This window comes from Candidatus Skiveiella danica (genome assembly GCF_022705245.1).
Classification (GTDB): domain Bacteria; phylum Pseudomonadota; class Gammaproteobacteria; order Burkholderiales; family Burkholderiaceae_C; genus Skiveiella; species Skiveiella danica.
In genome coordinates this window covers 79,154-104,418 of record NZ_JAKJEW010000012.1, presented here as the reverse complement: position 1 = coordinate 104,418, position 25,265 = coordinate 79,154, and the positions used below count along the sequence as shown (strand labels likewise).

The 25,265-nt window shown below is 68.5% G+C and carries 30 protein-coding genes; 9 read left to right on the top strand and 21 right to left on the bottom strand.

The genetic code is table 11. The annotated features are described in order from the left end of the window. Positions 1-55 precede the first annotated feature (55 nt). Together ACMUOY_RS09030 and ACMUOY_RS09025 are read right to left on the bottom strand one after the other, a co-directional pair. Positions 56-748, bottom strand: a complete 693-nt coding sequence (locus ACMUOY_RS09030) for a dienelactone hydrolase family protein (protein ID WP_413892378.1) — start codon at positions 746-748, stop codon at positions 56-58. A gap of 57 nt (positions 749-805) precedes the next feature. After that, on the bottom strand, positions 806-1,411 hold the full coding sequence (locus ACMUOY_RS09025; RefSeq protein WP_413892377.1) for a 2-hydroxychromene-2-carboxylate isomerase: 606 nt from the start codon (positions 1,409-1,411) through the stop codon (positions 806-808). Positions 1,412-1,496: 85 nt separating this feature from the next. On the opposite strand from ACMUOY_RS09025, the gene ACMUOY_RS09020 reads away from it, so the two are divergent. From ACMUOY_RS09020 to creD, 6 genes are all read left to right on the top strand, one after another. Next, on the top strand, positions 1,497-2,243 hold the full coding sequence (locus ACMUOY_RS09020; protein ID WP_413892376.1) for an SDR family oxidoreductase: 747 nt from the start codon (positions 1,497-1,499) through the stop codon (positions 2,241-2,243). Between the two features lie 46 nt (positions 2,244-2,289). After that, positions 2,290-2,763, top strand: a complete 474-nt coding sequence (locus ACMUOY_RS09015) for a MaoC family dehydratase (protein WP_413892375.1) — start codon at positions 2,290-2,292, stop codon at positions 2,761-2,763. 3 nt (positions 2,764-2,766) lie between these two features. Then, entirely contained in the window at positions 2,767-3,399 is a 633-nt protein-coding gene (locus ACMUOY_RS09010) for a MarC family protein (protein ID WP_413892374.1), read from the top strand. A 22-nt stretch (positions 3,400-3,421) separates the two neighbouring features. After that, positions 3,422-4,105: a two-component system response regulator CreB gene (gene creB, locus ACMUOY_RS09005; protein ID WP_413892373.1), complete on the top strand. Its 684-nt coding sequence runs from the start codon at positions 3,422-3,424 to the stop codon at positions 4,103-4,105. 3 nt (positions 4,106-4,108) lie between these two features. After that, complete coding sequence (gene creC / locus ACMUOY_RS09000) at positions 4,109-5,524, top strand: sensor histidine kinase (RefSeq protein ID WP_413892372.1); 1,416 nt, start codon at positions 4,109-4,111, stop codon at positions 5,522-5,524. An 82-nt stretch (positions 5,525-5,606) separates the two neighbouring features. Beyond that, positions 5,607-6,983, top strand: a complete 1,377-nt coding sequence (creD, locus tag ACMUOY_RS08995; RefSeq protein WP_413892371.1) for a cell envelope integrity protein CreD — start codon at positions 5,607-5,609, stop codon at positions 6,981-6,983. Between the two features lie 183 nt (positions 6,984-7,166). On the opposite strand, the gene ACMUOY_RS08990 is transcribed toward creD, so the two are convergent. Genes ACMUOY_RS08990 through ACMUOY_RS08970 form a run of 5 tightly spaced genes read right to left on the bottom strand, consistent with a single transcriptional unit; the run spans position 7,167 to position 10,851 of the window. Beyond that, on the bottom strand, positions 7,167-7,457 hold the full coding sequence (locus ACMUOY_RS08990; protein ID WP_413892370.1) for a Rieske (2Fe-2S) protein: 291 nt from the start codon (positions 7,455-7,457) through the stop codon (positions 7,167-7,169). Positions 7,458-7,468: 11 nt separating this feature from the next. Further along, positions 7,469-8,305, bottom strand: coding sequence for an SDR family NAD(P)-dependent oxidoreductase (locus tag ACMUOY_RS08985; RefSeq protein ID WP_413892369.1), 837 nt, complete (start codon positions 8,303-8,305; stop codon positions 7,469-7,471). A gap of 1 nt (position 8,306) precedes the next feature. Continuing rightward, positions 8,307-9,284, bottom strand: a complete 978-nt coding sequence (locus tag ACMUOY_RS08980) for a tripartite tricarboxylate transporter substrate binding protein (protein ID WP_413892368.1) — start codon at positions 9,282-9,284, stop codon at positions 8,307-8,309. A gap of 50 nt (positions 9,285-9,334) precedes the next feature. Next, positions 9,335-10,390 carry a 3-keto-5-aminohexanoate cleavage protein gene (locus ACMUOY_RS08975; RefSeq protein ID WP_413892367.1) on the bottom strand — a complete coding sequence of 352 codons (1,056 nt, stop codon included), beginning with the start codon at positions 10,388-10,390 and terminating at the stop codon, positions 9,335-9,337. Positions 10,391-10,431: 41 nt separating this feature from the next. Continuing rightward, on the bottom strand, positions 10,432-10,851 hold the full coding sequence (locus ACMUOY_RS08970) for a carboxymuconolactone decarboxylase family protein (protein ID WP_413892366.1): 420 nt from the start codon (positions 10,849-10,851) through the stop codon (positions 10,432-10,434). Positions 10,852-10,958: 107 nt separating this feature from the next. Between ACMUOY_RS08970 and ACMUOY_RS08965 the strand changes: the two genes are divergently transcribed. Next, complete coding sequence (locus tag ACMUOY_RS08965) at positions 10,959-11,987, top strand: AraC family transcriptional regulator (protein WP_413892365.1); 1,029 nt, start codon at positions 10,959-10,961, stop codon at positions 11,985-11,987. A gap of 13 nt (positions 11,988-12,000) precedes the next feature. Here the strand turns inward: ACMUOY_RS08965 and ACMUOY_RS08960 are convergent, their stop codons facing one another. From ACMUOY_RS08960 to ACMUOY_RS08950, 3 genes are all read right to left on the bottom strand, one after another. Then, the gene (locus ACMUOY_RS08960) at positions 12,001-13,248 is read right to left on the bottom strand and encodes a c-type cytochrome (protein WP_413892364.1); all 1,248 of its coding nucleotides are present in this window, start codon (positions 13,246-13,248) and stop codon (positions 12,001-12,003) included. Positions 13,249-13,413: 165 nt separating this feature from the next. Further along, complete coding sequence (locus ACMUOY_RS08955) at positions 13,414-15,393, bottom strand: AsmA family protein (RefSeq protein WP_413892363.1); 1,980 nt, start codon at positions 15,391-15,393, stop codon at positions 13,414-13,416. 142 nt (positions 15,394-15,535) lie between these two features. Beyond that, positions 15,536-16,441, bottom strand: a complete 906-nt coding sequence (locus ACMUOY_RS08950) for a LysR family transcriptional regulator (protein ID WP_413892362.1) — start codon at positions 16,439-16,441, stop codon at positions 15,536-15,538. A 112-nt stretch (positions 16,442-16,553) separates the two neighbouring features. Here ACMUOY_RS08950 and ACMUOY_RS08945 point away from each other — a divergent pair, with 112 nt between their 5' ends. Next, positions 16,554-17,198, top strand: coding sequence for an NAD(P)-dependent oxidoreductase (locus ACMUOY_RS08945; protein ID WP_413892361.1), 645 nt, complete (start codon positions 16,554-16,556; stop codon positions 17,196-17,198). Between the two features lie 150 nt (positions 17,199-17,348). Here the strand turns inward: ACMUOY_RS08945 and ACMUOY_RS08940 are convergent, their stop codons facing one another. The 4 genes from ACMUOY_RS08940 to ACMUOY_RS08925 form a co-directional block, all read right to left on the bottom strand. Next, complete coding sequence (locus tag ACMUOY_RS08940) at positions 17,349-17,804, bottom strand: PaaI family thioesterase (protein ID WP_413892360.1); 456 nt, start codon at positions 17,802-17,804, stop codon at positions 17,349-17,351. Beyond that, on the bottom strand, positions 17,801-18,199 hold the full coding sequence (locus ACMUOY_RS08935) for a MerR family transcriptional regulator (protein WP_413892359.1): 399 nt from the start codon (positions 18,197-18,199) through the stop codon (positions 17,801-17,803). Before ACMUOY_RS08935 ends, ACMUOY_RS08940 begins: the two co-directional genes overlap by 4 nt. A 98-nt stretch (positions 18,200-18,297) precedes the next feature. Next, on the bottom strand, positions 18,298-19,737 hold the full coding sequence (locus tag ACMUOY_RS08930; protein WP_413892358.1) for an NAD-dependent succinate-semialdehyde dehydrogenase: 1,440 nt from the start codon (positions 19,735-19,737) through the stop codon (positions 18,298-18,300). A 43-nt stretch (positions 19,738-19,780) separates the two neighbouring features. After that, entirely contained in the window at positions 19,781-20,773 is a 993-nt protein-coding gene (locus tag ACMUOY_RS08925; protein ID WP_413892357.1) for a LysR substrate-binding domain-containing protein, read from the bottom strand. 81 nt (positions 20,774-20,854) lie between these two features. Here ACMUOY_RS08925 and ACMUOY_RS08920 point away from each other — a divergent pair, with 81 nt between their 5' ends. Next, positions 20,855-21,169, top strand: a complete 315-nt coding sequence (locus ACMUOY_RS08920) for a DUF2917 domain-containing protein (RefSeq protein ID WP_413892356.1) — start codon at positions 20,855-20,857, stop codon at positions 21,167-21,169. A gap of 16 nt (positions 21,170-21,185) precedes the next feature. Here the strand turns inward: ACMUOY_RS08920 and ACMUOY_RS08915 are convergent, their stop codons facing one another. From ACMUOY_RS08915 to ACMUOY_RS08885, 7 genes are all read right to left on the bottom strand, one after another. After that, entirely contained in the window at positions 21,186-21,437 is a 252-nt protein-coding gene (locus ACMUOY_RS08915) for a hypothetical protein (protein ID WP_413892355.1), read from the bottom strand. 10 nt (positions 21,438-21,447) lie between these two features. Further along, the gene (locus ACMUOY_RS08910; protein ID WP_413892354.1) at positions 21,448-22,014 is read right to left on the bottom strand and encodes a DUF1439 domain-containing protein; all 567 of its coding nucleotides are present in this window, start codon (positions 22,012-22,014) and stop codon (positions 21,448-21,450) included. Continuing rightward, positions 22,011-22,391, bottom strand: a complete 381-nt coding sequence (locus ACMUOY_RS08905) for a VOC family protein (RefSeq protein WP_413892353.1) — start codon at positions 22,389-22,391, stop codon at positions 22,011-22,013. The genes ACMUOY_RS08910 and ACMUOY_RS08905 overlap by 4 nt, the downstream gene beginning before the upstream one ends. A gap of 187 nt (positions 22,392-22,578) precedes the next feature. Then, positions 22,579-22,896 (bottom strand): hypothetical protein, encoded by a 318-nt coding sequence (locus ACMUOY_RS08900; protein WP_413892352.1) that lies wholly within the window; start codon positions 22,894-22,896, stop codon positions 22,579-22,581. Positions 22,897-23,003: 107 nt separating this feature from the next. Beyond that, on the bottom strand, positions 23,004-23,576 hold the full coding sequence (locus ACMUOY_RS08895; protein ID WP_413892351.1) for a cyclic nucleotide-binding domain-containing protein: 573 nt from the start codon (positions 23,574-23,576) through the stop codon (positions 23,004-23,006). Between the two features lie 36 nt (positions 23,577-23,612). Next, positions 23,613-24,275 carry an ABC-type transport auxiliary lipoprotein family protein gene (locus tag ACMUOY_RS08890; RefSeq protein ID WP_413892350.1) on the bottom strand — a complete coding sequence of 221 codons (663 nt, stop codon included), beginning with the start codon at positions 24,273-24,275 and terminating at the stop codon, positions 23,613-23,615. 29 nt (positions 24,276-24,304) lie between these two features. Then, positions 24,305-25,261: an MlaD family protein gene (locus ACMUOY_RS08885; protein WP_413892349.1), complete on the bottom strand. Its 957-nt coding sequence runs from the start codon at positions 25,259-25,261 to the stop codon at positions 24,305-24,307. Positions 25,262-25,265: the final 4 nt, after the last annotated feature.

The window sequence follows — 25,265 nt, the reverse complement described above, 5'->3', positions numbered from 1 at the left end:
CCGTTTCTGGCGACGTGCCGTGCGGCGCGGCTATCGCCACGCCACCCGACGCCCCTCAGCCGACGTGTTGCGCAAAGAAGGCCAGCGTGCGCTCCAGCGCCAACTTCGCGGCTTCGGCGTTGTACGAGGCCCGGTGGTCGCAGTTGAATCCGTGGTTGGCCGCATAGACCTTCACCTGCACGCCCGGCTGTGCTTTCTCGAAGGCCTGCACGGTGTCCAGCGGGATCCAGCCGTCCTGGTCGCCGAAGTGCGCCAGCACGGGCACCTTCGGCTGGCGGGCCGCCTCGGCCGGGGCGGTCATGCCACCCCCGTAATAGGGCGCCGCGGCGCTCAGTCCCGACAGCGTGCACGCGGCGCGCCAGGTGAGCAAGCCGCCCCAGCAGTAGCCGACGATGCCGACCTTGCCGCCGCTCGTTTTGGCGGCATGGTCGATGGCGGCCTGCAGGTCGGCCATCACGCCGGGCGCGGGCAAGGCTTCCACCGCGGTCTTGTAGCCGAAGCCTTCGTTCATGTCGGCCTCGGCGTAGCCCAGTTGCACATCGCCCTTGCCGATGCGGGCAAAGGTGGCGGGCGCCACGGCCAGGTAGCCGGCGGCGGCATAGCCATCGGCCACGGCGCGGATGTGCGCGTTGACGCCAAAGATCTCCTGCACCACGACGATCGCGCCTTTGGGCGCGCCGGCGGGTTGGGCCACGTAGGCAGGAAAAGCAAAGCCGTCTGCGGCCGTGAGCGTGGTGAAAGAACCCATGGGATGCTCCTTGAAGTGTGCGAGGTGGATGAAAAAAGGAGGGCTCGACGGCGCGGTTCAGGCGCGACCCAGCTTGCGCTCCACAAAGCCCAGGCGGTCCTGGCCCCAGAAGATCTCACCGTCGATCACATAGCTGGGCGCGCCGAACACGCCGGCGTCGATGGCTTGCTGGGTGTTGGCGTCGTAGCGTTCGTGCGCCGCCTGGCTGTGCGACTGCTCCAGCCGCGCGGGGTTCAGGCCCTGCTCGGCCAGCAGCTCGGCCAGCACCTTCTCGTCGTCGATGTGGCGCTCCTGCGCCCAGACCGCCGCCAGAATCGCACCGGTGATCTTCAGCGCGGCCTCGGTACCGTCGTGCAGGTCCACCGCGACGATCAGGCGCGCCGCATCGTCGCCGTTGACCGGGAAGTATTTCGGCTTGAGGTTCAGCGGCGCATGTAGAAACTCGCTGTAGCGCTGCAATTCCACCAGCCGGTAGGCCTGGCGCTGGGGCGCACGCTTGCCCACGGGCAGGCCCCCCGAGATGGGAAACACCTTGCCGCCCAGATCGATCGGCAACACCCGCACGGCGGCGCCGCTGGCGCGGGCGATGTCGCAGAAGCGCTGGTGGCCCAGGTAGGTCCACGGGCTTTGCGGGGCAAAGTAATAATCCACAGAGCGGCTCACGGCGTTCTCCTCGAACGGTTGTTGTTTTGGCAGGCACGGGACCCGTGTTGTAACCGGGTCGCCGATATTTTGCAGGAGACAGGACATGGACAAGGTGCTCTTGGTGACCGGCGCCAGCCGTGGCATCGGCGCCGCCACCGCGCGGCTGGCGGCGCAAGACGGCTGGGCGGTGGCGGTGAACTACACCGCCAACTCGCTCGCCGCCGACGAGGTGGTGCGCACCATCCGCGCCACTGGCGGCAATGCCATCACGGTGCAGGCCGACGTGGCCGACGAGGCGCAGGTACTGCGCATGTTCGAGACCCTCGACGCCAAGCTGGGCCGGCTCACCGGCCTGGTCAACAACGCCGGCGTGGTCGACGTGACCGCGCGGCTGGACGAAATGAGTGTGGCGCGCTGGCGCCGCATGTTCGACATCAACGTGATCGGCAGCCTGCTGTGCGCCCGCGAGGCGGTGCGGCGCATGAGTCCCCGCCACGGCGGCACCGGTGGAGCCATCGTCAATGTGTCGAGCGCGGCCTCGCGCCTGGGCTCACCGGGCCAGTACCTGGACTACGCCGCGGCCAAGGGCGCGATCGACGCTTTCACCATCGGCCTGGCCAAGGAGGTGGCTGCCGAGGGCATTCGCGTCAACGCCGTGCGTCCGGGGCTGATCGAGACCGAGATCCACGCCTCGGGCGGCCTGCCCGACCGGGTGCGCGACCTGCAACATCTGGTGCCGATGCAGCGCGGGGGTACGGCCCTTGAAGTCGCGCAGGCGATCGTCTGGCTGCTCTCGGATGCGGCAAGCTACACCACCATGAGCCTGCTGGACGTCTCCGGCGGACGCTGATCCTTTCCTACGTCTTCATGCGGCCCACGCGCCGCCCGAGCACCCCATGACCGAAAAATCCATCAAGTACTACTGGGAAGACATGCCCGTCGGCTCCACGCGCGACCTCGGCACCATCACGCCCACCGCCGAAGAAATCGTAGCCTTCGCCACCCAGTTCGATCCGCAGCCCTTTCACCTCGACGAAGAGGCCGCGAAGCAATCGGTGTTTGGCGGCCTGTGCGCCAGCGGCTGGCACACTTGTTCCATGGCGATGCGGCTGATGGTGACCAACTTCCTGCTCGAATCCTCCAGCCAGGGCTCGCCGGGGCTGGAGAACATCAAGTGGCTCAAGCCCGTCTTCCCCGGTGACACGCTGCGCCTGCAGCACACGGTGATCGAGTCGCGGCCCATGACGAAGCGCCTGGACGTGGGCCTTGTGCGCACGGTGTGGGCCATGTTCAACCAGCGCGGCGAGCAGGTGCTGCACATGGAGGGCTGGGGAATGTTTCGGCGAAGGACGCCTGGCGCGCCACAATAGCCCATGGACTTCAAGCCCCTCATCACCCTGCTGGCCATCGTCAATCCGCTGGCGATCGTACCGTTCTTCATCCATTACACGCAGGGCTTCTCGCGCGAGCAGCGCATCAAGACGATCTGGATCTCGTCCTTCAGCGCCTTCGCCGTGATCGCCACCAGCGCCCTGCTGGGCCTGAAGATCCTCGAATTTTTCAGCATCTCGCTGGCGAGCTTTCAGGTGGGCGGCGGCATGCTGCTGCTGATCAGCTCGTTGAACATGCTCAACGCGCAGCCCGCTGAATCCAAGCCGGCCAGCCACGAGCTGGAAGACGGCGTGGCCAAGGCCGCCATGGGCGCGAGCATCGCCGTGGTGCCGCTGACCATTCCGCTGCTGACCGGCCCGGCCACCATGTCCACCGTGGTGATCTATGCCGACCGGGCCAAGACCTTCTGGCAACTCGCCACGCTGGTGGGCTACGGCGCGGTGATCGCGCTGGCGACCGCGCTGAGTTTCGCACTGGCCGGCCCGATTGCCCGCGTGCTCGGCAAGACCGGCATCAACGTCATGACCCGCCTGATGGGCCTGATCCTGGCCGCGCTGGCCGTCGAGGTGATGGCCGAGGGGCTGCACAAGCTGTTCCCGGTGCTGGGGCGCTGAGAGACCATACCCCGGGGCGAGCATGGCCAAGCTGTTGTTGCTGGAAGACGACCCGGCCATTGCCCGGACCGTCATTTACGCGCTGGAGCGCGATGGCTTCACCGTGCTGCATTGCCTGCTGCTGGGCGACGCCCGCCGCGCCCTGCAGGCCCGCACCTTTGACCTGCTGATGCTGGACGTGGGCCTGCCCGATGGCAGCGGGCTGGACCTGTGCCGCGAGGTCCGCGCGCAGCGCCCGACCCCCATCCTGATGCTGAGCGCCCGCAACGAGGAGATCGACCGTGTGCTGGGCCTGGAACTGGGCGCCGACGACTATGTGAGCAAGCCTTTCAGCCCGCGCGAGCTGGTGGCGCGCGTCAAGGCGCTGCTGCGGCGCAGCGCGATGGCGCCGGCCTTGAGCAACAGCGCACCGGGTGGGTTCGAGGTGGACCTTGCAGGCCAGCGCATCCTGCTGCACGGCGTGCCGCTGACGCTGACCCGGCGCGAATACCGCCTGCTGGGCGCGCTGCTGCGCGGCCCCGGCCGCATCCACTCGCGCGAGCAACTGCTGGAGGCCGCCTGGGGCGACGACAGCGACAGCACCGACCGCACCGTGGACACCCACATCAAGACGCTGCGCGCCAAGCTGCGGCAGGTCGACCCGGCGCGCGAATACATCGTCACCCATCGGGGCATGGGTTACAGCCTTGAGCTGCATCCCATCTGAGCCATGAAGCTCGGCATCCGCCTCCTGTTCGTCTTCTTCCTGCTCAACGGGCTGGCGGCGTTCTTCGTGCTGCGGGTGTTCGTGGTGGAGATCCGGCCCAGCGTGCGCGAGGTCATGGAAGACATGATGGTGGACACCGCCAACATCCTGGCCGAACTCGCCAGCGACGACCTGGCCGCCGGCCGCCTCACCGAGGGCCGGTTTGCCGCCCATGTGCGCAACTACGCCAGCCGCCCGGTCGATGCCCGGATCTGGGGGCTGGACAAGCAGTCGCTGGACTTCCGTGTCTATGTCACCGATGCCCGGGGCCTGGTGCTGTTCGATTCGGAGAACACCGCGCAGGGGCAGGACTATTCCGGCTGGCGCGACGTGGCCCGCACGCTGCGCGGCGAATACGGCGCGCGGGCGACCCGCACGGTGCAGACGGACGAGCGCACCTCGGTCATGTACGTGGCCGCGCCGGTGCTGCGCGACGGCGCCATCCTGGGCGTGCTGACGGTGGCCAAGCCCCAGAGCACCGTGCAGCGCTTCGTGGACCGCGCGGAGCGCAAGGTGCTGCTGGGCGGCCTGCTGCTGCTGGCGCTGTCGGCCGGGGTGGGTGTGGCCGTCACGCTGTGGGTGGTCTGGAGCATCCGCAAGCTGCGCCGCTACGCACTGAACGTGCAGGCGGGCCAAAAGATGGACGTCCCCCTTGTGCCGGGCGAGCTGGGCGAGCTGGCGCAGGCCATGGAGGCCATGCGCGCCCGCCTCGAAGGGCGTGACTACATCGAAGGCTATGTGCGCGCCCTGACGCATGAGCTCAAGAGCCCGGTGGCGGCGATCCGCGGCGCAGCCGAACTGCTGCAGGACGACCTGCCGGAAGCGGACCGCGCCGTGTTCGCCGGGCAGATCGAGCAGCAGGTGCAGCGCATCCAGCGCCTGATCGACCGCCTGCTGGAACTCAGCAAGCTGGAGCAGCGCCAGAGCCTGCTGGTGGATGCGCCGACGTCCCTGCGCGACTGCGCCGAGGCGGCCATTGCCGAGGCGCAGGCCCGCGCCCGCCAGAAAAACGTCGCTATCACCCTGCAGGGCGACGGTGGCAGCGGGCCTTTCGAGGCCGCGCTGGTGGCGCTGGCCGTCAGCAACCTGCTGGACAACGCCATCGACTTCTCGCCCGTCGGCGGCAGCGTGCGGGTGGACCTGGCGGGCGGGCGCATCAGCGTGACCGACGCCGGCCCCGGCGTGCCCGACTATGCCCTGCCCCGCCTGGGCGAGCGTTTCTTCTCAACCCCGCGCCCCAACGGCGAGCGCACCGGCTCGGGCCTGGGCCTGGCCATCGTGCGCCAGATCATGGCGCTGCACCACGGCAACCTGAATATCGTCAACCTCGACCCGGCGGCCGGGCCGGGGCTTCGTGCTGAATTGAACTTCGCGATCTGAGACTTCACACCGGCTTCACACAGTTCATCAAGCCCTCACGCACGGACCGGAAACTGGCCTTCCATTCATCACGGAGGCTCTCTTGAAACACCCGGTATTCCTCAAAATGATGGCGGTCGGCGGTGTGCTGCTGATGCTCATCTTCGGCCTGGCCCTGATCGGCGGCATCGTCCGAGACCGCCAGGTTCACCGTGAAGCGGCAACCAGCAGCGTGGCGCAGAGCCTGGCCGGCAGCCAGACGCTGATCGGCCCACTGCTCCACCGAAGCTGCGTCGAAACCTGGGACGTGACAACGGGAAGTGACGCCAGCCAGACTCGCACCGAACAGCGCCGCGAGTTCGCTCTGACGGCCCTGCCCGACGACCTGAACGTGACCACCGGCGCCGCCATGGAGCCGCGCGCCCGGGGGCTGCACAAGGTCAACACCTTCGCGCTGAAGGCCCACCTGACGGCCCGCTGGGCCGACCTGGCCAGCCTGCAGCCCCAGGCCACGGTCAAGAACTCGCGCCTGCAGTGCGACCCACCCGTGCTGATGGTGGCGGTGGGCGACGCGCGCGGCATCCGCACCGCCCGGCTGCGCCTGGACGCTCAGGACCGAGCGCTCAAGCCCGGCACCCTGCACCGCGCCTACCCCCGCGGGGTGCACGCCACGCTGCCCGAAGCGACGCTCCAGAGCGGCGAGCCCTTCACGGCCGAGGTGGCGCTGGAACTGGCGGGCACCGAGCGCTTCTCGGTGGTGCCCCTGGCCGGCACCACTGCCGCGCGCTTCACCAGCGGCTGGCCGCACCCGTCGTTTGACGGGCGCTTCCTGCCCACCGAGCGCACCGTGGGTGATCAGGGCTTCGACGCGGTCTGGCGCCTGTCCGCGCTGGCCACCACCGCGCCGCAGGACATCGCCGCCGGCAAGCCGGTCTGCCTCGGGGCTGCGGCGGAAGACAGCCCCGCCCAGAAAGGCTGCACCGACGCCTTCGGCGTCAGCTTCATCGACCCGGTGAATCCCTACACGCTGAGCGACCGCGCCACCAAGTACGGCCTGCTCTTCGTCGCCCTGACCTTCGTCGCAGTCGGGCTGTTCGAGTTCATGAAAAACCTGCGGGTCCACCCGGTGCAATACCTCCTGGTGGGCAGCGCGCTGTGCATCTTCTTCCTGCTGCTGGTGAGCCTGGGCGAACACCTGCCGTTTGGTCTGGCCTACGGCATCGCGGCCACCGCGTGCGTCACCCTGCTGGCCTTCTACGCAAGCCACATGCTGGGCAGCGTGCGCCGCGGAATCCCCTTCGGGCTGGGCATCGCCGCGCTGTACGGCACGCTGTACCTGCTGCTGCAGCTGGAGCAGACCGCGCTGGTCATCGGCGCCGTGGCCTTGTTCGTCGTGTTGGCGGCGGTGATGGTGCTGACCCGGCGCATCGACTGGTATGCGCGGCTGGCGCCGGCTGCAGCGTCCACACCAGCGACCTGACACGCGGTGCAGGCCGTGGGCTGATCGCCTGCGGCCTGCACAGGCTGCGTCTGTACCAGGACGCCGTGTTTTTGATGCTTTCAAGCTTTTTTGGCCTTTCCCCAGCGCGGGACGGTCATAGTCAGCTATGGAAACAGTAGCTATCCCGCTTGAATTCCAGCGGCCTGCGCGGCATCGCCAGACTCAAGCGCTAGGTTCACCGAGACCGCCTCGCCCTCGACCCGCACCGGGTAAACGCGAACCGTCAGGCCTGCTTCCCCGCGCATGCAACCCGTGCGCCGGACAGCGCAGGACGGTGCCGCTGAGTGTGCCGCCACCCAGCCAGGCGCCGGCATGCGGGCAGCTGTCGGCAGCGGCGTGGAGGCCAACGTCCACGTTGAACAGCAGCAGGCTGTGACCGTCGATCCGCACGAGCTTGCGGCTGCCGGGGGGCAGATCCGACAGCCCCGCCACCGGTCTCCATGAATCGCTCATCGCACGCACCCTCAAATCACGCAGCCGCCATTGGGGCTGATGATCTGGCCCACCAGGTAGTGCGGGTCGCAGGCCAGGTGCACCACCGTGGCGGCGTACTCGTCCATCGTGCCCAGGCGCCCGGCGGGGATCAATTGCCAGAACCGGTTGCGTCCCGCCTCGTCCAGGGTCTGCAGGTAGGCCTCGAAGTCCGGCGTAAACACGCCGCCCGGCGCGATGGCGTTCACCTGGATGTTGGCGCCGGCCACCTCGGCCGCCATGGCTTTGGTGAAAGCCACGACGGCGCCCTTGGTCGCGCTGTAGTGCGGGCTGTGCACGCTCATCGCGGAAATGCCCGCCACCGAGGCGATGTTGACGATGCGGCCGTAGCGCTGCGGCTCCATCATGCGCAGGGCCGCCCGGGTGCAGTAGAAGACGCCATGCACGTTGACGTTCCAGAAGCGCAGCCATTCTTCGTCGCTCATGGCGCTGGTGAAGCCCAGCGAGCGGCGCGGCTCGGGCGTCGTGAGGTAGGCGTAGTGTTCGCTGCGGCGCTGCTGGTCGACCGGGCGCGCGGGGACCAGGGCGGCGTTGTTCACCAGCACGTGCACCGTGCCAAAGTGCTGCGCGGCCTGGGTGAACATCGCGTCCACGGCGGCGCTGTCGGAGACATCGCAGGGCAGGCTCAGGACCTCGCCACCCATCGAGCGGATCTTTTCTGCCGTGCCATTGAGCCGGTCTGGGTCGATATCACAGATCACCAGCCGGGCGCCGGCCGCGGCCAGCGCGATGGCCAGGGCGCCGCCCAGACCCGGGCCGGCGCCGGTGACCAACGCGACCGGTTCCTTGACCGACAGGGGATTACGCACCTTATTCCGGCTTGAAGCCGACCGCCTTGAGCGTGGCGACCTGGCGGTCGGAGGCGGCGCGCAGCGAGCGGGCCAGTTCGTCGGCGGACGCCGAGGGCACCATGTCCAGCCCCATGCCGGCAAAGCGCTGGCGCACGGCGGGCTGCTCCAGCACCTTCACCACGGCCTCGCGCAGGCGGGCTTGCGCGGCAGCCGGCACGTCGGGCGTGACGAACAGGCCCATCCATGCGGTTTCGGTCAGGTCCTTGTAGCCCAGTTCGGCAAAGGTCGGAACGTCGGGCAGCATCGACAGGCGCGCCGGCGCGGTGGTGGCGAACACCTTGATCTTGCCGCCCTTGATCATCGGGATGGACGTGGCGGGGCCGTCGAACATGAAGGACACGTGGCCGCCGATCAGGTCGGTCAGCGCGGGCGGCGAGCCTTTGTAGCCGACGTGCACCATGTCCGTGCCAGCCAGCTTGTTGAACTCCAGGCCCAGAGTGTGCGACAAGGTGCCCGGGCTGTAGGAGGCGTAGTTGACCTTGCCCGGATTGGCCTTGATATAGGCGACTACTTCCTTGACGTTGCTGGCCGGCACGTTCGGTCCGCCGACGAACAGCAGGCCGGTGCGCGCGATCTCGGCCACCGGACGCAGCTCCTTCATCGGGTCCACCGGCAGCTTCATCGCGTGCGGGATTTCCGAGATGATGCCGTTGACCGAGACCAGTACCGTGTGGCCGTCCCGCGGCGCCTTGAGCACTTCCTGCAGACCGATCAGTCCGGCGCCGCCGGGTTTGTTGTCGACCATGACCGGCTGCCCGAGCTGCTGCGCCAGGCCTTCAGACAGGGTGCGGGCCACGATGTCGGCTGTGCCGCCGGCCGGCGCGCCGACGACAATTCTCATGGGCTTGTCCGGGAATTGCGCCAGGGCGGCACCGGTTGCGGCCAGGGCGGCGCAGGCCAGGGCGGTCAGGGAAAGGACGCGGCGTGTGAAATTCATGGGTGTCTCCTCGGTGTTCAGGAAATGAAAGTTGGATACCTGCAGGCCAATCAGGCCGCCAGGCGCAGCGGCATGCCGCGCACGCCGGCAGGCCGGTTGGGCGCCAGGCCCAGGCGCTCCAGCGTTTCATCGGCGCTGGCGTAATGCTCGCCGATCCTGTAGATGGCCTTCGCCTGCGCGCCGGTGGCCACGTCGCGGTGCAGTTCACGGGCAATGCGCACCAGCTGTTCGACCTGCTGCACGCTGGTCATGCGCTCGCCCTTCCGGCCCCAGAGGTTGTCCTCGATGCCGCAGCGCACGTGCAGGCCCATGGCGATGGCCATCGCGCCCAGCGGCGCCACGGTGCGCATGATGCCCTCGATGGTCAGCACCGCGCCAGGGGGCGTGCGGCGCACGAACTCCATCAGGTTGTAGGGGCTGGGGCCGTCGGCACCGCCGCCAATCATCACGTGGTTCAGCACCAGCGGGCCGGTGTAGACGCCGCGGCGGATCAGCCGCTCGACCGTCTCCAGCTGGCCCACATCGCCCAGCATGAAATGCGGCTGGATGCCCGCAGTCTGCAGGCGCTTGAGGTGCTCGGCCACGAAGGCCGGGCCCGAGGGAATGGTCATCTCGCTGTAGGCAGCCTGGTAGGCCGGCAGCGCGAGGGACGTGCCGGCCACGTCGTCGGCGCTCATCAGTTCGCAGACATTCATCTGGTTGGTGTTGATGGCGATCGTCACCTGGTCCGGCGCGGGTGTCAGCTCAGCCAGCATGTGGCGGGTGTCGTCGCTGAGCCATTTGGCGTCGCCGCCCTCGTCTTCCGGCGCGAACGAGATCGACCCGCCGACCTGCAGCAACATGGAAGGCACCGCTTCACGCAGGCGCGCCAGCATCTCGTTGAACAGCGACAGGCGTTTGGAACCGTGGCCGTCGGCTTCGCGGCAATGCACGTGCAGCACGGTCGCACCGGCGTTGTAGCAGTCCACGGCTTTCTGGATCTGCTCGTCCATCGTCACCGGAATGTCGTCCGAATCGCCGGGCAGGAACTCGGGGCCGTACGGGGCGACCTGGATCACCAGGGGTTGCTGGTTTTCGGGGAGCAGGGAGTCGTCGAAGAATTGCATGGTGGGGTCCTTTGGGTGAGGGGAATAGTGGGGGCGAAAGATCAGGCGTGAGCGGCGTCGGCGTGAGCCTGTGAGCGGGTCTGGTATGCGGCCATCTCCTCCTGAAGGATGGGCGCGCCCAGGCTCATGGTGTGGATGCCGAGCACGCTGGTGAGCTGCAAGACGGCAGTGATCTGCTCCTGCGTGGCGCCCAGCTCCAGCGCCTTGCGGATGTGGCGGCGCACGCCGGGCGCGTACAGGTGGGTGCAGGAGGCATCGACCGCGATCGCGATGAACTCGATGGTCTTGGCGTCCAGCACCTTGTCCAGCATGGGCTTGAGCCCCACGGCCATGAAGCGCTCGGTCCACTCCGGGTCGAGCTCGGCAAAGGGGGTCCAGTTCGGGTTCCACTCGCCGGTGCGGCGCAGGTGGTCGCACAGCGGGGTGGTGGACGCGGCGGTGGGGGTATCGGCGGTGGTCATCGGGTCTCCGGCTCAGAAAGTGGACGGATTATTCGAGGCCGGGGCGTTTCTCGATTGACATAACGGGACATCGAATTAGCATTTCGGGACACCCTGTGAGAACCCCGATGCCTGAACTGGTCCGCTCTGCCGTGCTGACGAACTATGCCGAGATCGCGCGCAGCGTGGGGTTGGATCCCTACCAGATGGTCCGCTCGGTGGGGTTGAGCCAGGCCTGCCTGGTCGAGCGCGACCTGAAAATTCCCACCACGGCGGTGCGCCGCCTGCTGGAGGACTCGGCCGCCCTGTCCGGGGTCGAGAATTTCGGGCTGCGCATGGCGGAGACCCGGCGCCTGTCGATCCTGGGCCAGCTCGGCCTGGTGGCGCGTGATGCCCCCACGGTGCGCCACCTGCTGGACGTGATCGCCCAGTACATGCGGGTGCACAACGAGTCGCTGCTGCTGCGCATCGAGGAATCCGGCGGACTGGCGACCATCCGGCAGGATCTGGTGGTCGACGAGCCCGGGGCCATGCACCAGTCGGTCGAGCTGGCGCTGGGCGCCGTGATGCGCGTGCTGCGCATCTTTCTGGGTGACGACTGGTGGCCGCGGCGGGTGTGCTTCGTGCACCAGAGCCCGGTAGACCTCAGCCTGCACCGGCGCCTGTTCGGCCCGGCGCTGGAGTTCGGCTGCGAGTTCGATGGCATCGTCTGCAAGAGCAGCGATCTGGACACGCCCATTGCCTCCTCAGACCCGGTGATGGCAGGTTACGCGCGCCGGCTTCTGGAGAACACCGTCGGCATGGACCCCCAGTCGATCGACAAGGAGGTCCGCCAGCTGGTTCTGATCCTGCTGCCGACCGGACGCTGCTCCGTGGAGAACGTGGCCCGTCATCTGGGCGTCGACCGGCGCACGGTGCACCGTCGCCTGGAGCGGGATGGCATCACCTTTTCCGCGCTCGTCAATCAGGCCCGGCTGGATCTGTCCGAGCGCTACCTGGCGCACCCCACGCGCACCATGGCGGAGATCGCCGACCTGCTGGGGTTTTCCGGACCCAGCACCCTCGCCCGGTGGCACCAGGCGCAATTCGGGATACCCGCCACCCTGCGCCGCAAGGCCTTGCTTGCACAGGCCACCGGTCGGCCGGCCAAAGCCTGAGCGAGCCGTTCGATCAGCGGCCGCGCAGTTTTTCCACAGCGGCAGCGGTGACATCCGCCGCCGCCTGGTTGCCCCAGCTGATGCGCACGTAGTTGGCCAGGTCGGCAATCTGCTGGTCGTTCAGCTGCGAGGCAAAGCCCGGCATAGGGATGTACTTGCCTTGCGCCGGCACGCCCCCGAGCACCACCTTGACGATGTTGGCTGCATCGGGCGCTATCACGACCGGGTTGCCCGCCAGCGGCGGAAAGACGCCAGGCATGCCGCGCCCGCCTGCCTGGTGGCAGGCGCCGCAGTGGTCCATATACAGCGTGGCGGCCTGGGCGCGCGCCGGATCGGGCACCGGCTTGCCGGTGCGCAGCGAGGAGTTCGGCGGGATCGACTTGAGGTACTCGGCCATGGCCGCCAAGTCGGCGTCCGTCAGGTGCGAGGTGCTGTTGCGCACCACCTCGGCCATGGGGCCAAGCGCCGTGGTCTTGCCGGGCACTGCGCCGGTCTTGAGGTAAGTGGCGATATCGGCCGCCGTCCAGCTGCCCAGGCCGGTGTGCAGGTTGGACGACAGGTTCAGCGCAAACCAGCCATCGATGCTGGCGCCGGTGTAGGCCTTGTCTTTCTCGATGCCGCCCAGCGCGTTGCGCGGCGAGTGGCAGGAACTGCAATGGCCCAGGCCTTCCACCAGGTAGGCGCCGCGGTTCCACGACGCTGGTTTGCTGGCGTCGGGCTTGAAGGTGCCTTCGGTGAAATACAGCTCGCGCCACACCGCCATCGACCACCGCTGGTTGAACGGAAAGCGCAGCTGGTTGATGGCCACCGCGTTGACCACCGGGGCGAGCGTGCGCAGGTAGGCGTAGATCGCGTCGCTGTCCTCGCGCGTGATGCGGGTGTAGAAGTCGTAGGGCATGGCCGGGTACATGTCCTGCCCGTGGCGGTTGACCCCTTCGTGCATCGCCCGGTAGAACTGGTCTGCGCTCCACAGGCCGATGCCGGTTTTCGGATCGGGCGTGATGTTGGGCGCGAGCAGAGCGCCAAACGGTGTGTCCAGACGGTACCCGCCGGCAAAGGGCACGCCACCGTTGGCCGTGTGGCAGGAGATGCAGTCACCCGCTTGCGCCAGGTACTGGCCGCGCTGGGCCGGTGTCTGCGGCGCCGGCGTCGGCTGGGCAACCGGCTGTTGGGCTTGGGCGGCGGGGGCGGCGCTCAGCGACGCGATGAACATCAACGCCGCCGGCAGCACGGCCAGGGACTTGCGCAATGAATGAAGCATGGGGCTGATCCGTTTGGCGCACCCCGGCCATCCATGGCCCGGGCGCTGACTGTCGGTGGCGGATTGTGCCCGCATCCACGGCGTGCCGCAGCGGTTCTGGCGCGCTTGTCACGCGATCTTTTCAAGCTTTCTGGCTCGTTCCCGTCGTGGAACGGTCACATACTGCTACTTTTTCAGGACTTTCCCGGGCGCGCCAGGCGCATGCGGCAAGGCCCGCGCCTCGCGCACCAGCTCGCCGCAATCGCTGTCCTCGCCGGGGCCGGCATCGATCAACGGGATCAGCGCCAGCAGCGGGTTGATCAGGCCCAGCCCGACCGCGCCAATGGCACGCAGGGCCACACGCCCCTTGTCGACTTCGGTCGTCGGGCGGGCAAAGCTGCCGCGGATGTAGATGGGGCTGGTCAGGGCCAGCGGGCTGGTTTTCTTGGTCCTGGGGTTGAGCGTGAGGTCCAGCGTCTCATGGCCCAGGTCGATCGTGCCCGTGCCGATGAGGGTGGTGACCTGGGTGTCGAACACCAGCGCGCTGGCGGTCATCCGGCCCTGTTTCACGTCGAAGTCGGCCACGGCGCAGCGCAGCTTCACGAGCCGGTCGCCGGTCAGGTTCAGGCTCAGGATCTCCCAGAGGTGCAACCCGATTTTTTCCATCATCAGCTTGCTGACCTCGCCGCCCGCCACCACCAGCCCCAGCTTGCCGTTGGAGCTGGCCAGCAGACTGCCCACCGAATCGCCCTTGCCGGTCAGATCGAACTGCCCGTTGACCTGGCCGATGCTGTTCCTGTTCAGATTCACCGTCGGAAACAGTCGGGACAGCAACACCTTGCGGGCCCGCACCTGGGCATGCGCCTGGATCGGCTGGCTGCGCCCATCCAGCGTGACACGGGTGTCGAGCTGGCCGCCGGCCAGGCCAAAGTTGAGGGGGTCCAGGGTCAGCACCGCGTCCCGCAGGCTGAGGTGGGCCACCAGCTTCTCCAGCGGCAGGGCCTTGGCGTGGCGCAGGGATTTGGCGCTCAAGTCAACCTCGGCGTCCACCGAGTCCCAGCGGTTGGTCTTGAACGGCAGGTCGGGCAGCACACGAGCCCGCCCCACCGGTGACGCCGCCGCCCGCGCCGCGCTGCCCGGGCGCGCGCCAATGACCGGGCCCAGATCTTCCAGGGCGAGCACGCGAGAGGTCAGGCCGGCCGTCAGCGCGGGGCGTTTGCCCCCCGTGACCACCTGCACGAAGCCGGCGATGTCGCTGGCACCGACGCGCCCGGTAAATTGCTCGTAGCGCCAGGTGCTGCCCGTGTGCAGCAGGTGACCCGCCGTGCTATAGGCCCGCGTGGCCGGAAATGCGATGCCCAACAGCGGATAGAGCTGCTCCAGGCTGTCGCCGCGCAGCGCCATGCGCAGGTCGACGGCGTCCAGCGCCAGCAAGCCGGTCACGGTGCCCTCGAGCGTCGCCTCGGTGCGCCCCAGACTGACCTGCGCCTTCAACGGGTACGGATGGGTCGTGTCACGCAGCGCCAGCACGGGCCCGCCGCTGCCTTGGGCCTTGACCTCCAGCCCTTTGTAACGGCCGTTTGCGGTGAACTGGAGGTCGGCGGTGGCGCTGTGTTCGGTCCCATCCGCGCCGGTCGACAGTGTCGCCCGAAGGCGGGTCTTTCGGGCGACGTCGTCATACCCCAGCTGGGCACGGTCCAGCGCGATGCGCCCGATGCGGATGCGGGCGTTCTCGTCCTGCTGCGCCAGGTCCAGCAGCCAGTTCTTGCGCCCGTCAGCGGACGTCTCCAGGAACACCGTGGCCTGCTGCAGGCGCACTTCGGGGAAGGTGAGATGGCGTTGCAGCAGCTGGGGCACATCGACCGCCACCTCGACGCTGGTGGCCGCCACCATGTACCGTTCCTGGGTCCAGGCCGGGTTGGCAAAGGTCAGCGTGGCGCCGCGCAGGCGCACCTGGGGCCAACCGAACTTCACCGTCAGGTCGCCGTGGATGGCCAGTTCCCTTCCGGTCTTCTGCAGCACCACGCGCTCCAGAGGGGCGCGCAGCCAGTTCCAGCCGAAGACCGCGATGAACAGGGCGGCCAGCACCAGCGTGGCCAGCAGGGCCGCGGCCAGGCCCAGCAGAAAACGCATCAAGGACGTGAGAATGGTGGGGGTCGTGGGCACGGAGGGTTGGCATGACTGGATCCGGGAGCGTCCAGTGCCTGGCGCGAGTGTGGCGGGCGCCGCCCATTGGCTCTGTGCGCATGCCCACACAGGTCCCGGTGCGGCCCAGCCCCGGACGGGCAAGACCCGGCCGGTTCACGGGTCACCCAGCCGCGGGACCCGGCAAAAGATCAAAGTGCGCCGCCAGCAGCGCCAGGGCATGGCGCACCTTGGCCGGCTGCTCGCCGCGCCGGGGCGTGACGGCATAGACCGGCAGGTCGGGCAACTGCCAGCCCGGCAGCACCGGCACCAGGCGCCCGTCGGCCAAGGCGCGACGGTCGTCCTCGCTGACGACCACGCCGATGCCCCAGCCCTCGACGCACAGCGCGTGCAGGGCCGTGACCTGGCTGGCCTGGGCACGGCTGTTCACCTGCACCGTGGCCGTCTCACCGGCGTCGTTGTGCAGCACCAGGCTCTGCGTCGCGGTGCCGAAAGGCCGGGCGCCCAGCCAGTCGTGCTGCGCCAGGTTCTGCGGCGTGCCCGGCCAGCCGCGCTCGGCCAGGTAGGCGGGCGCGGCGCACATCTGGGTGCCCATGCTGCCCAGCCTGCGGGCCACCAGGCTGGAATCCGGCAGGCTGCCGGCGCGCAGGGCGATGTCCACCCGCGCGTCGATCAGGTCCACCAGCGCGTCGTCCAGCAACAGCTGCAGCGTGAGCCGCGGGTGCCGGCGCAACGGGGCCAGGGCCCGGGCCAGCAGGCCGCCGAAGCCGATGGGCGCGGCAATGCGCAGCTCGCCCTCCGGCTCGTCGCGGTGGCGTTCCAGCGCCTGCTCGGCCGCGCGCGCAGCAGCCACCATCGCCGTGCATCCCTCGATGTAGCGCGCGCCGGCCTCGGTGAGCGTGAGCTTGCGGGTGGAGCGGTGCAGCAGCGCCAGGCCGAGCGCGCCTTCGAGCTGGCGCAGGTGCTGGCTGACGGCCGAGGGCGTCATGCCCAGTCGCCGTGCGGCCGCGGTGAGCGAGCCCGCCGCCACCACCTCGGCAAAGACGGCCATGCGTTTGAGCTGGTCCATGGAAAACCTCGTTTATTTAGTTTTACTTCACAGTATTGGCGAAATTGACCGTCTATTCAAGGTTTCATGAAGTCATCAAAGTAAAGCCTTCCTGAACACACCGGAGATCTCCATGAAAGTCGCATTGATTGGCGCCACAGGTTTTGTCGGCGCCCCCGTCCTCGCCGAACTGCTGAGCCGCGGCCGCGCCGTCACCGTGCTGGCGCGCAACCCGGGCAAGCTCACGCCCCAGCCCGGCCTGACGGTCGTCGCCGCCGACGCGCTGGACGCCGCGCAGGTGGCCACCGCCGTGGCCGGGCACGACGCCGTGGTCAGCGCCTACAACCCCGGCTGGACCGAGCCGCGGATCTACGAGCTCTTCCTGCAGGGCACCCGCGCCATCATCGAGGGCGTGAAGCAGGCCGGCTTGAAGCGCCTGCTGGTCGTGGGCGGCGCCGGCAGCCTGTTTGTAGCCCCGGGCCTGCAGCTGGTGGACACGCCGCCCTTCCCCGCCGAATACAAGCAGGGCGCGCTGGCGGCGCGCGAGGCGCTGAACCAGCTGAAGCTGGAAACGGCGCTGGACTGGGTGTTCCTCTCGCCCCCCATCGCGCTGGCGCCCGGCGCGCGCACCGGCCAGTACCGCCTGGGGCTGGACGACCTGCTGCCCGGCGTGGGCGAGGCACCCGCCGGCATCTCGGTGGCCGACCTGGCCGTGGCCATCGTGGACGAGATCGAAACCGGCCGCCACATCCGGCAGCGCTTCACGGTGGCCCACTGAGGCGGCTCAGGGGCCGGTGCAGGCGGCTTGCGGCGCCGGAACGCGGGTTTTTCAGAATTTTCAAGCTTTTTTGGCCAATCCCCAGCGTGGAATGGTCCTGTCCAGCTATGAGTTTGATACCGGATCCAGCGCCGCGCTGAACAGAGCCCCTTACCTGGGTCGCGGGTTCATGTCGATATTGCGTGCCGTGCCCAGCAGGGTGGCGCACAGCGTCTCCTGCCCGTCGTCCGCCACGGCGTAGACATCGGCCGCGCACACCGTCAGCAGCTTGCCCGCATCGATCACCCGGCCACGCGCCCGCAAGGCGACCCCTTGCGCCGGCGCAATGAGCTTGAGGGTGGCGTCCACCGTCGCGTTGATCCAGCCCAGCGGCAGTGTCGTGCCGGCGGCGGCCACGGCGGCAAAGTCACCGATGGCAAAGACGGGCGTGGCCTGCAACTGGCCGGGCCGAAAGGTGAAGGCCTCCTGCACGAGGATTTCAAGATCCACCTCGCCGGGCGCGATGCGGGTGAACTTCAAGCCCAGGGTTTGGGCCATGGGCATGGACAGCACAAGGCGTTCGAGTTGCTGGAAGGCGGGCGATGCGTGGGACGCAGGGGCGTTCATAGGGTTTTCCTTTTTCGGGTGGATCCAAAGGCCTTGGCCGGCGATGCCGGCCGCCGTGCCTGCAGCCAGGCGATGTGGGCATGCAGCTCCGCGCGCAGGCTGTGCAGCTCACGCAGCTGCTGGTCAATCTCGGCGATGCGGTCCTGAAGGGCCTCGACCATCTGCCCGATGCCCAGGCGCCCGGTGCGAAACGCCGGCAGCTTTTCCGCAATGGCCGGCAAGGAAAAGCCGGCCTTGCGCGACATGGCGATGAAGACGACCTCGCGCCGCTGCGCAGGCTCGTAGGTGCGGTAACCGCCCGCGCTGCGCCCGGGCTTCAGAAGACCCAAAGCCTCGTAGTGCCGCAGGGCGTGGACGGTGACGCCGCACCGCGCGGCGAATTCGGAGATCTGCATGGATCGCAGCCTAGCAAGCTTCGCCCTGCCCGAAGCTTGGGCGCCTGTCACGCGGGTGATAGGGCCCTGCGCGGCGCACCCGCGCGGGTGCCTGCCGCTCAGACGTTCATGATCGCCACGGAGCGTGCATTCAGGTAGGCGTCCATCGCCTCGGGGCCGCCTTCCGAGCCGTAGCCGGAGTCCTTGATGCCACCAAAGGGCATCTCGGCCGAAGGCAGGGCCGGCATGTTGACCCACAGCATGCCGACTTCGACCCGGCGGGCCAGCAGGTCGGCGTTCTTCAGCGACTTGGTGAAGGCGTAGCCCGCCAGGCCGAACGGCAGGCGGTTGGCCTCGGCGATGGCTTCATCCAGCGTGTTGAACGGGCGGATTGCCGCCATCGGGCCGAAGGGCTCGTCGTTGAAGACCTTGGCCGACAGCGGCACGCCGGTCAGGATGGTGGGCTGCCAGAAGTTGCCGACATCGCCGATGCGCGCGCCGCCCGTGGCCACGGTGGCGCCGTGCTGCACCGCGTCCTGCGTGAACTCGGCCATGGCGGTGATGCGGCGCGGGTTGGCCAGCGGGCCCATCGTGGTCCCCTCGGCGGCGCCGTCGCCCACCTTGAGGCTCTGCGTGTACTTGACCAGCGCGGCGGCGAAGTCGTTCTGGATGCTCTCGTGCACGAGGAAGCGCGTCGGCGAGATGCAGACCTGGCCGGCGTTGCGGAACTTGGCACCGCCCGCAGCCTTCACGGCCAGCGCCACGTCGGCGTCTTCGGCCACGATCACCGGGGCGTGGCCGCCGAGTTCCATGGTCACGCGCTTCATGTGCTTGCCGGCCAGCGCGGCGAGCTGCTTGCCCACCGGCGTGGAGCCGGTGAAGGTGATCTTGCGGATCACCGGATGCGGGATCAGGTAGTTGGAGATGTCGGCCGGGTTGCCGTACACCAGCCCCAGCACGCCGGGCGGGATGCCGGCGTCTGCAAAGGCGCGGATCAGCTCGGCCGGCGAGGCCGGGGTTTCTTCCGCGGCCTTGACGATCATCGAGCAGCCCGTGGCCAGCGCCGCGGCCATCTTGCGCACCACCTGGTTGATCGGGAAATTCCACGGCGTGAACGCCGCCACCGGGCCCACCGGGTCTTTCAGCACCATCTGGCGCGTGGCCAGGTTGAAGCGCGAGGGCACGATGCGGCCATACACGCGAAGGCCTTCGTCGGCGAACCATTCAATGATGTCGGCGGCGGCCATGGCCTCGCCCTTGGCCTCGACCAGCGGCTTGCCCTGCTCCTGCGTCAGCAGGGCGCCAATGGCGCCGGCGCGTTCGCGCATCAGCGCGGCGGCGCGGCGCATGATCTTGTTGCGCTCGATGGCGGGCAGGTCGCGCCAGGTTTCGAAGCCCTTTTGGGCGGCGGCCAGCGCCGCGTCCAGATCGGCGATGCCGGCATGGGCCACGCGGCCGATTTCCTGGCCGGTGGCGGGGTTGAAAACCGCCAGGCTTTTGCCATCGGCGGCGTCCTGCCACTGGCCGTTGATGAAGAGCTGGGTGTTGGGGTAGGTCATGGCGTGTCCTTGTAAGCGGCCGACCGGGCCGGGCCCCGCATTGTCAGGCAAGGACGTCCGGCTTGCCGGGCGGCTGCAGGGCCCTGGCCGCCTCGCCTTCTGACGCCAGCCAGCGCACGAAGTCCTGCGCATCCGCGTTGGCGGCGGCGCGGGGCGCGACCGTCACGAAATAGCCGAAATGCGAAGCGGCCCCGCTGAAGGGGGCGACCAACCGGCCATCGCGCAACAGGGCATCGAGCAGCGGCAGGCGTCCGATCGCAACCCCCTGGCCGGCCACCGCAGCGGCCACCACGTCGGAGTACTGGGAGAACCGCAAGGTATTCTTCATGCGGATCTCCGGCAGGCCCATGACCTTGAACCAGGGCTCCCAGTCCATGGTCAGCGACTGCCCGCGCGGGGTGTCGATGGCCAGCAGCGTGTGATGGGCCAGATCGGCCGGCCGCACCAGCGGCTTCGAGCGGTCTTGCAACAGCTGCGGGGCACACACCGGCAGCACCTGCTCCTCGAACAGAGGCCGGCCCAGGCCCTTGTCGAGCGTGGTCAGCCGCACCGACACATCGATCGCGCTGCGCTGCAGGTCCAGCACCTCCAGCGTCGCGGAAATCCGCACGTCCACCTGTGGGTGGCTGGCGGTGAACCGGGCCAGGCGCGGGATCAGCCACAAGGAGGCAAAGCCCGGCGTGGTGGTGATGGCGATCTGCCGGCCCGGCTGCGTCGCACGCACGCTGGCAGTGGCGTCGCGAAGGCGTGCCAGGCAATCGACCACCGCGCGCTGCATCACCTGGCCGGCTTCGGTGAGCGCCAGGGCCCGGTGGCGACGCTCGAACAGGTGCGCGCCGAGCGCTTCTTCGACCTGCTGGATCTGCCGGCTGACCGCCGACTGGGTGAGGAACAGTTCGCCCGCGGCCACCGTAAAACTCAGCGTGCGCGCGGCTGCCTCGAAGGTGTACAGCAGATGCAGCGGCGGCAGCTCCGAGCGTCGGATGCCGTGGGCCACCGTGCCGGACGGGAGTGATTTGACATTCCTTGAGCGCATGCTATAGATTCGAATTCACCGTTTGTAGACTATGGCGGTGCTCAGTATATTCAGTCCCACAACGCATGTGAAAGGACTGTCATGAACACCGCGACCCACCACCTCGACCTGTCTCTCGAACCGAAGGCCCTGTTCAACGTTTCCGATGCCGCGGGTGTGCAGATCCTGTGCCGCAGCGGCAGCCTGTGGGTCACCCTCGACGGCGATCCGCGCGACATCGTGCTCGATGCCGGCGACCAATTCACCGCCACCGAGCACCGGCGCGCCCTGATCTATGCCCTGGGGTCAGCCTCGCTGAGCCTGTCGATGGCACCGGCTGCACCCCCCGTGAGCCGGACCTGGCGCGCCCGGGCCGCCGCCGCACCCCGGGTGAGCTTTCCGCTGCAACCCGCCTGAGCCGCTCCGGGCCCGCCTAGCGCCCCACTACCGACCAGCCGGCGTGCTGGTTGGCCTTGTCGTTCTCGTACTCCCAGGCGGTGCCGCAGCGGTCACACTCGTAGCGGGTGATGGTGACAGTGTGGGCGCCGCGCTCTTCCTTGCGGTTGCCGCGCTGCACCAGCTCCGCATGGCCCGGGGCGCGGCGCCAGTTGCGCTGGATGGCGGCACAGGAGTCGCACAACTCCATCTTCTTCAGTTCGCTCTGTCGAGCCTGTTCCTTGCTCATGGTGGGGGCCTCAGGGTTGCGGCCGGGGGGCCAGTTCGATCACCAGGCCTTGCGGCGTCACGGTCATGCGCCCGGGCTGCAGGCCTAGGCTGTCGGCCAGCGCCAGGTCGCGGGGGCGCACCTGGACCAGCACGACCTCGCGCAGCGCCTGCTGCGCCAGCGCCGGCCCCAGCCCGGTCAGCAAGGTGGAGGCCTTGGCCGGCAGGCCCTCGAACTGCAGCGCGAGCACCTCCAGTTCGGTGGCGCGCACGGTCTGGTCGGAGGGCTCGAAACGCAGGGCGAAGTCCACGTCCATGCTGCCGCTGTAGGTGCGCCGAAGCGCCGGGCCGCTGGCCTCCACGGCCATCACGGCATTGAGGCGATTGCGCTCGGGCCGCAGGCTCAGCCGTGGGGTCTGCAGATTGAGCTCGGCCAGCCCCGCCACCGGATAGCGCCGCGGAAAGCGCGTGGCCAGCTTCTCCTGCATCTGGTCCAGCGACAGCGTGACGCTGCGCGGCCCGGAAGGCGTACAGCCCGAGCCGGCCAGCGCCAGCCCCAGCGCGGCGCCCAGCAGCCAGCGGCGGCGGGACCGCCTCACTGGGCAGGCCGGTACAAGGCGCAGAGTTTGTTCCCGTCGGGGTCGCGCAGGTAGGCCAGGTAAAGCCTGCCCACGGAGGCCTCGCGCCAGCCCGGCGGGTCTTCGCAGGTGGTGCCGCCGTGGGCCACGCCCGCGGCATGGAAGGCCTCCGCCTGCTCGGGGGAGGACATGGTGAAGCCGATGGTGCCGCCATTGGCGTGCGTGGCGGGTTCGCCGTTGATGGGGATGGTGATGCCGAACGTGCCCGTAGGGCTGCGGTAGAAATAGCGGGCCTTGTTGGCCACGCCCGGGCCGATGCCCAGCGTGCCGAGCAGCGCGTCGTAAAACTTCCTTGAGGCATCAAGATCACTGACGCCGACCATCACATGACTGAACATGGCTTTCTCCGTTGGGGCCCGCTGCGGGCGAATGGGGTTGCCGGGGATGGTACTTGAACGCCGAAGGCACGGCAGGGCCGTGCAGAACCGGCTTCAACGGGAATTTCAAATGAAAACAGCCAAAATCCAGCGCCAGCCGGTCACAACACGCTATGAAAATATAACCCCTGAACCCGGCCGCCGCCGCTCAGTCGGCCTCCAGGCGCGGGCGCAGGAATCCCTCGGCCGGATCGCCGGTGTCGGGGTCGATCCAGTCGGCGATGCCGATCTCGTCCTCGGCCTCCTGCAAGGTCTCGCCGGGCTCAGGCGCTTCCCCATCGGCCTCGGCCATGTCAGCCAGCGCCTGTTCCACGCTGGCAAAGGGCCCGAACTCCTGCCGACTGTCCTCTGCCTGCCAGTAATAGCCGTCAGGCCGCACCATGATGGCCGCCGTCTCATCCACCCGGAGCAGCTCCTCGTCGGGCGCAATTTCCTCAATGTCGGGTTGCGGTGCATCGGTGCGCATGGTGGACTCCTATAAGGCCGGTTCTTCATCGTTATGCCAAGGCTACGCGTTTTGCCCTCTTGCCGGTTTGCCGCGGATCAATCTCCCGCGCTCCGAGCTTCGATTCGTCACAAGGCCCGGTTCTCGCCGCGCCCGGCAGCGCCCTGCTGAGTTCTGCTATCCAGCAGGCGCGTGAGTTGCTGCGTGGTATTGCGCAGGCGCTGGGCCAGCAGCTGGGTGATCTTGACCAGAAGCTTGGCTCCCACGGCCGGGTGTTCGTGGATCAGGCGGGCCACGGCCTGGCGGGTGAGCACCGCGAATTCCACGGCATCGATGGCGGTGCAACTGGCGTAACGCGGCTCGCCGTCGAGCATCGACATCTCGCCGACCGTGGCGCCGGCCCGGATGACGGCCAGGCGCACGGTTTCTCCCAGATCCGCACCGACGCGGCGGGTCACATCCACGGTGCCACTGAGCACCACCAGCATCCAGTCGCCCACCTCCCCTTCGGCCACCAGAACCTGGCCCGCGGTGGCCCGCGCGCCAAGCATGGCGGCGCCGACGATGTCGGCTTCGGCCAAGGTGAAGTCCTCCAGCAGCGGACTGTCGTGCAGCCAGTGCGGCCCGAAGGCGGAGAGCTTGAGGCCGGTGCCCGTCGGTTCCAGGCCGGCCCTCGCCAGGCTTGTTTCAAGCGGGGTCATGGTGTCCTGCGGCGCGCCGTGCAGCCCTGGCCCGCCTCAACGCACGCCCGCTGGCGCTTGGTACAGCCATTGAACAATCTCGTCGGTGGCCACATCGCTGGCGGCGGTGAGCGCGCGCACGCCACCAGGCGCATCGGCGCTGGCCGCAGGCCGCTGGACGGTGAAGCGACGCTGGGCCACCAGGCGCTCACGTCCGTTCACCGTCTCCAGCAGGGTGGCACGCAGGCGCACCAGACCCACCGAGCGATCGGGCGTCTCGAACACCTGCGTGAACTCCTCCAGCTCCAGCCGCAGGATCCAGCCAGCCGGCCCTTCGGCGGGGTTGAGCACCACGCGCTGCTGGCTGAGCTGGTCGCGCAGGCGTTGGCGCACGAGCTGTGCGGGCGGCATGCTCCAGCGGGCTTGGGCATACGGGCGCAGCTGCTGCACATCCGCATAGGCCAGCCGGTAGAGCACGGCCGTGCCGTCGACGGTGGCCGGCGCCTCGATGTCGGCCAGCAGCAGCGGCGACAAAGCAACCCCCGATGCCGCCGGCGCGGGCGTCGCCTTGGGAACCAGGCCAGGTCCGAAGTCGTAGACCGCGGGGCGCACCGGCTTGTCCGGCAGGGCGCTGCAGCCGCCGATCAACAGGATGGAAAGGAAAAAACCAGCCCATCCCAGCGCACGGCGGTCGCTGTTTGCTACGGAAGTTGAAGTCATGTTCGGTGACACTTTCATCGAATGCCGGCTCAACGGGCGGCGGCCGGCGCCGAGAAACCGGGCTCGCCGGGCCCGGGCGCCAAGGGGCCGTTGCCATACAGCAGGGATTGCGGGTTTTCGCCCAGGTTGCCGGCGGTGCGCCCCAACTGGCGCGCGGCGCGCGTGGCATCGTCGCTCATGCGGTTCAGGCGCGGCAGCGTGGTGGCGTTCAGCGTGCCAGCGCTCTGGGCCAGCGCATCCACGCCTTCGGCCAGCCTGTCCACCGCGCCGCCCTTTTCATTGAGGCGCTGCAGCGTCTGACGGGCTTCGCCCGAGGTGGCTTGCAGCGACTGCAGCGTGCCGCGCGTGGTGTTCAGCAATTCAGGTACGGTGACTTTGGCCACGCCGGGCGGTGCCTGCAGGAGGGCCCGCAGATCTTCGGCGAGCTGACGATAGCCCTGGGCGGCCTCACCCGCGTTGCCGACCACGCCCATCAGCAGCTTCTGGTTCTCCGGGGACAACAGCTGGTTGATGCGCCGGGTGGCCTCCTCCACCTGCACCAGCAGCTGGGTGCCCTGGTCGGTGATGCGGCCCACCAGGCCGGGGCGAACGGGGATGCGCGGAATTTCCCCGTCGACCGACACCAGCGGCGTCTTCGGGCCCGGTCCGTCTTCCAGCTGCACATGTGCAATACCGGTGACACCCTGGTAGCCGAGGGTGGCAAAAGTGGCCTGGGAGATCGGGGCGGTGGTGTCCACCGCGATGCGCACCAGCACGTTGCCTGGTACCTTGGGGTCGAAATTGATGGCGGTGACCTTGCCGACCGGCACGCCCTTGAAGCGCACCGCCGCCTGCAGGTTCAAGCCACTGACCGATTCGCGCGAGCTGAGTTCGTAGTTCACGCGCACGCCGCCTTCGCGGCTGAGCCACCAGGCCATGGCCACCAGCAGCGCCGCCACCATCAGCACAAAGGCGCCGGCGGCCAGGGCATGGGCTTTGTTTTCCATAAGG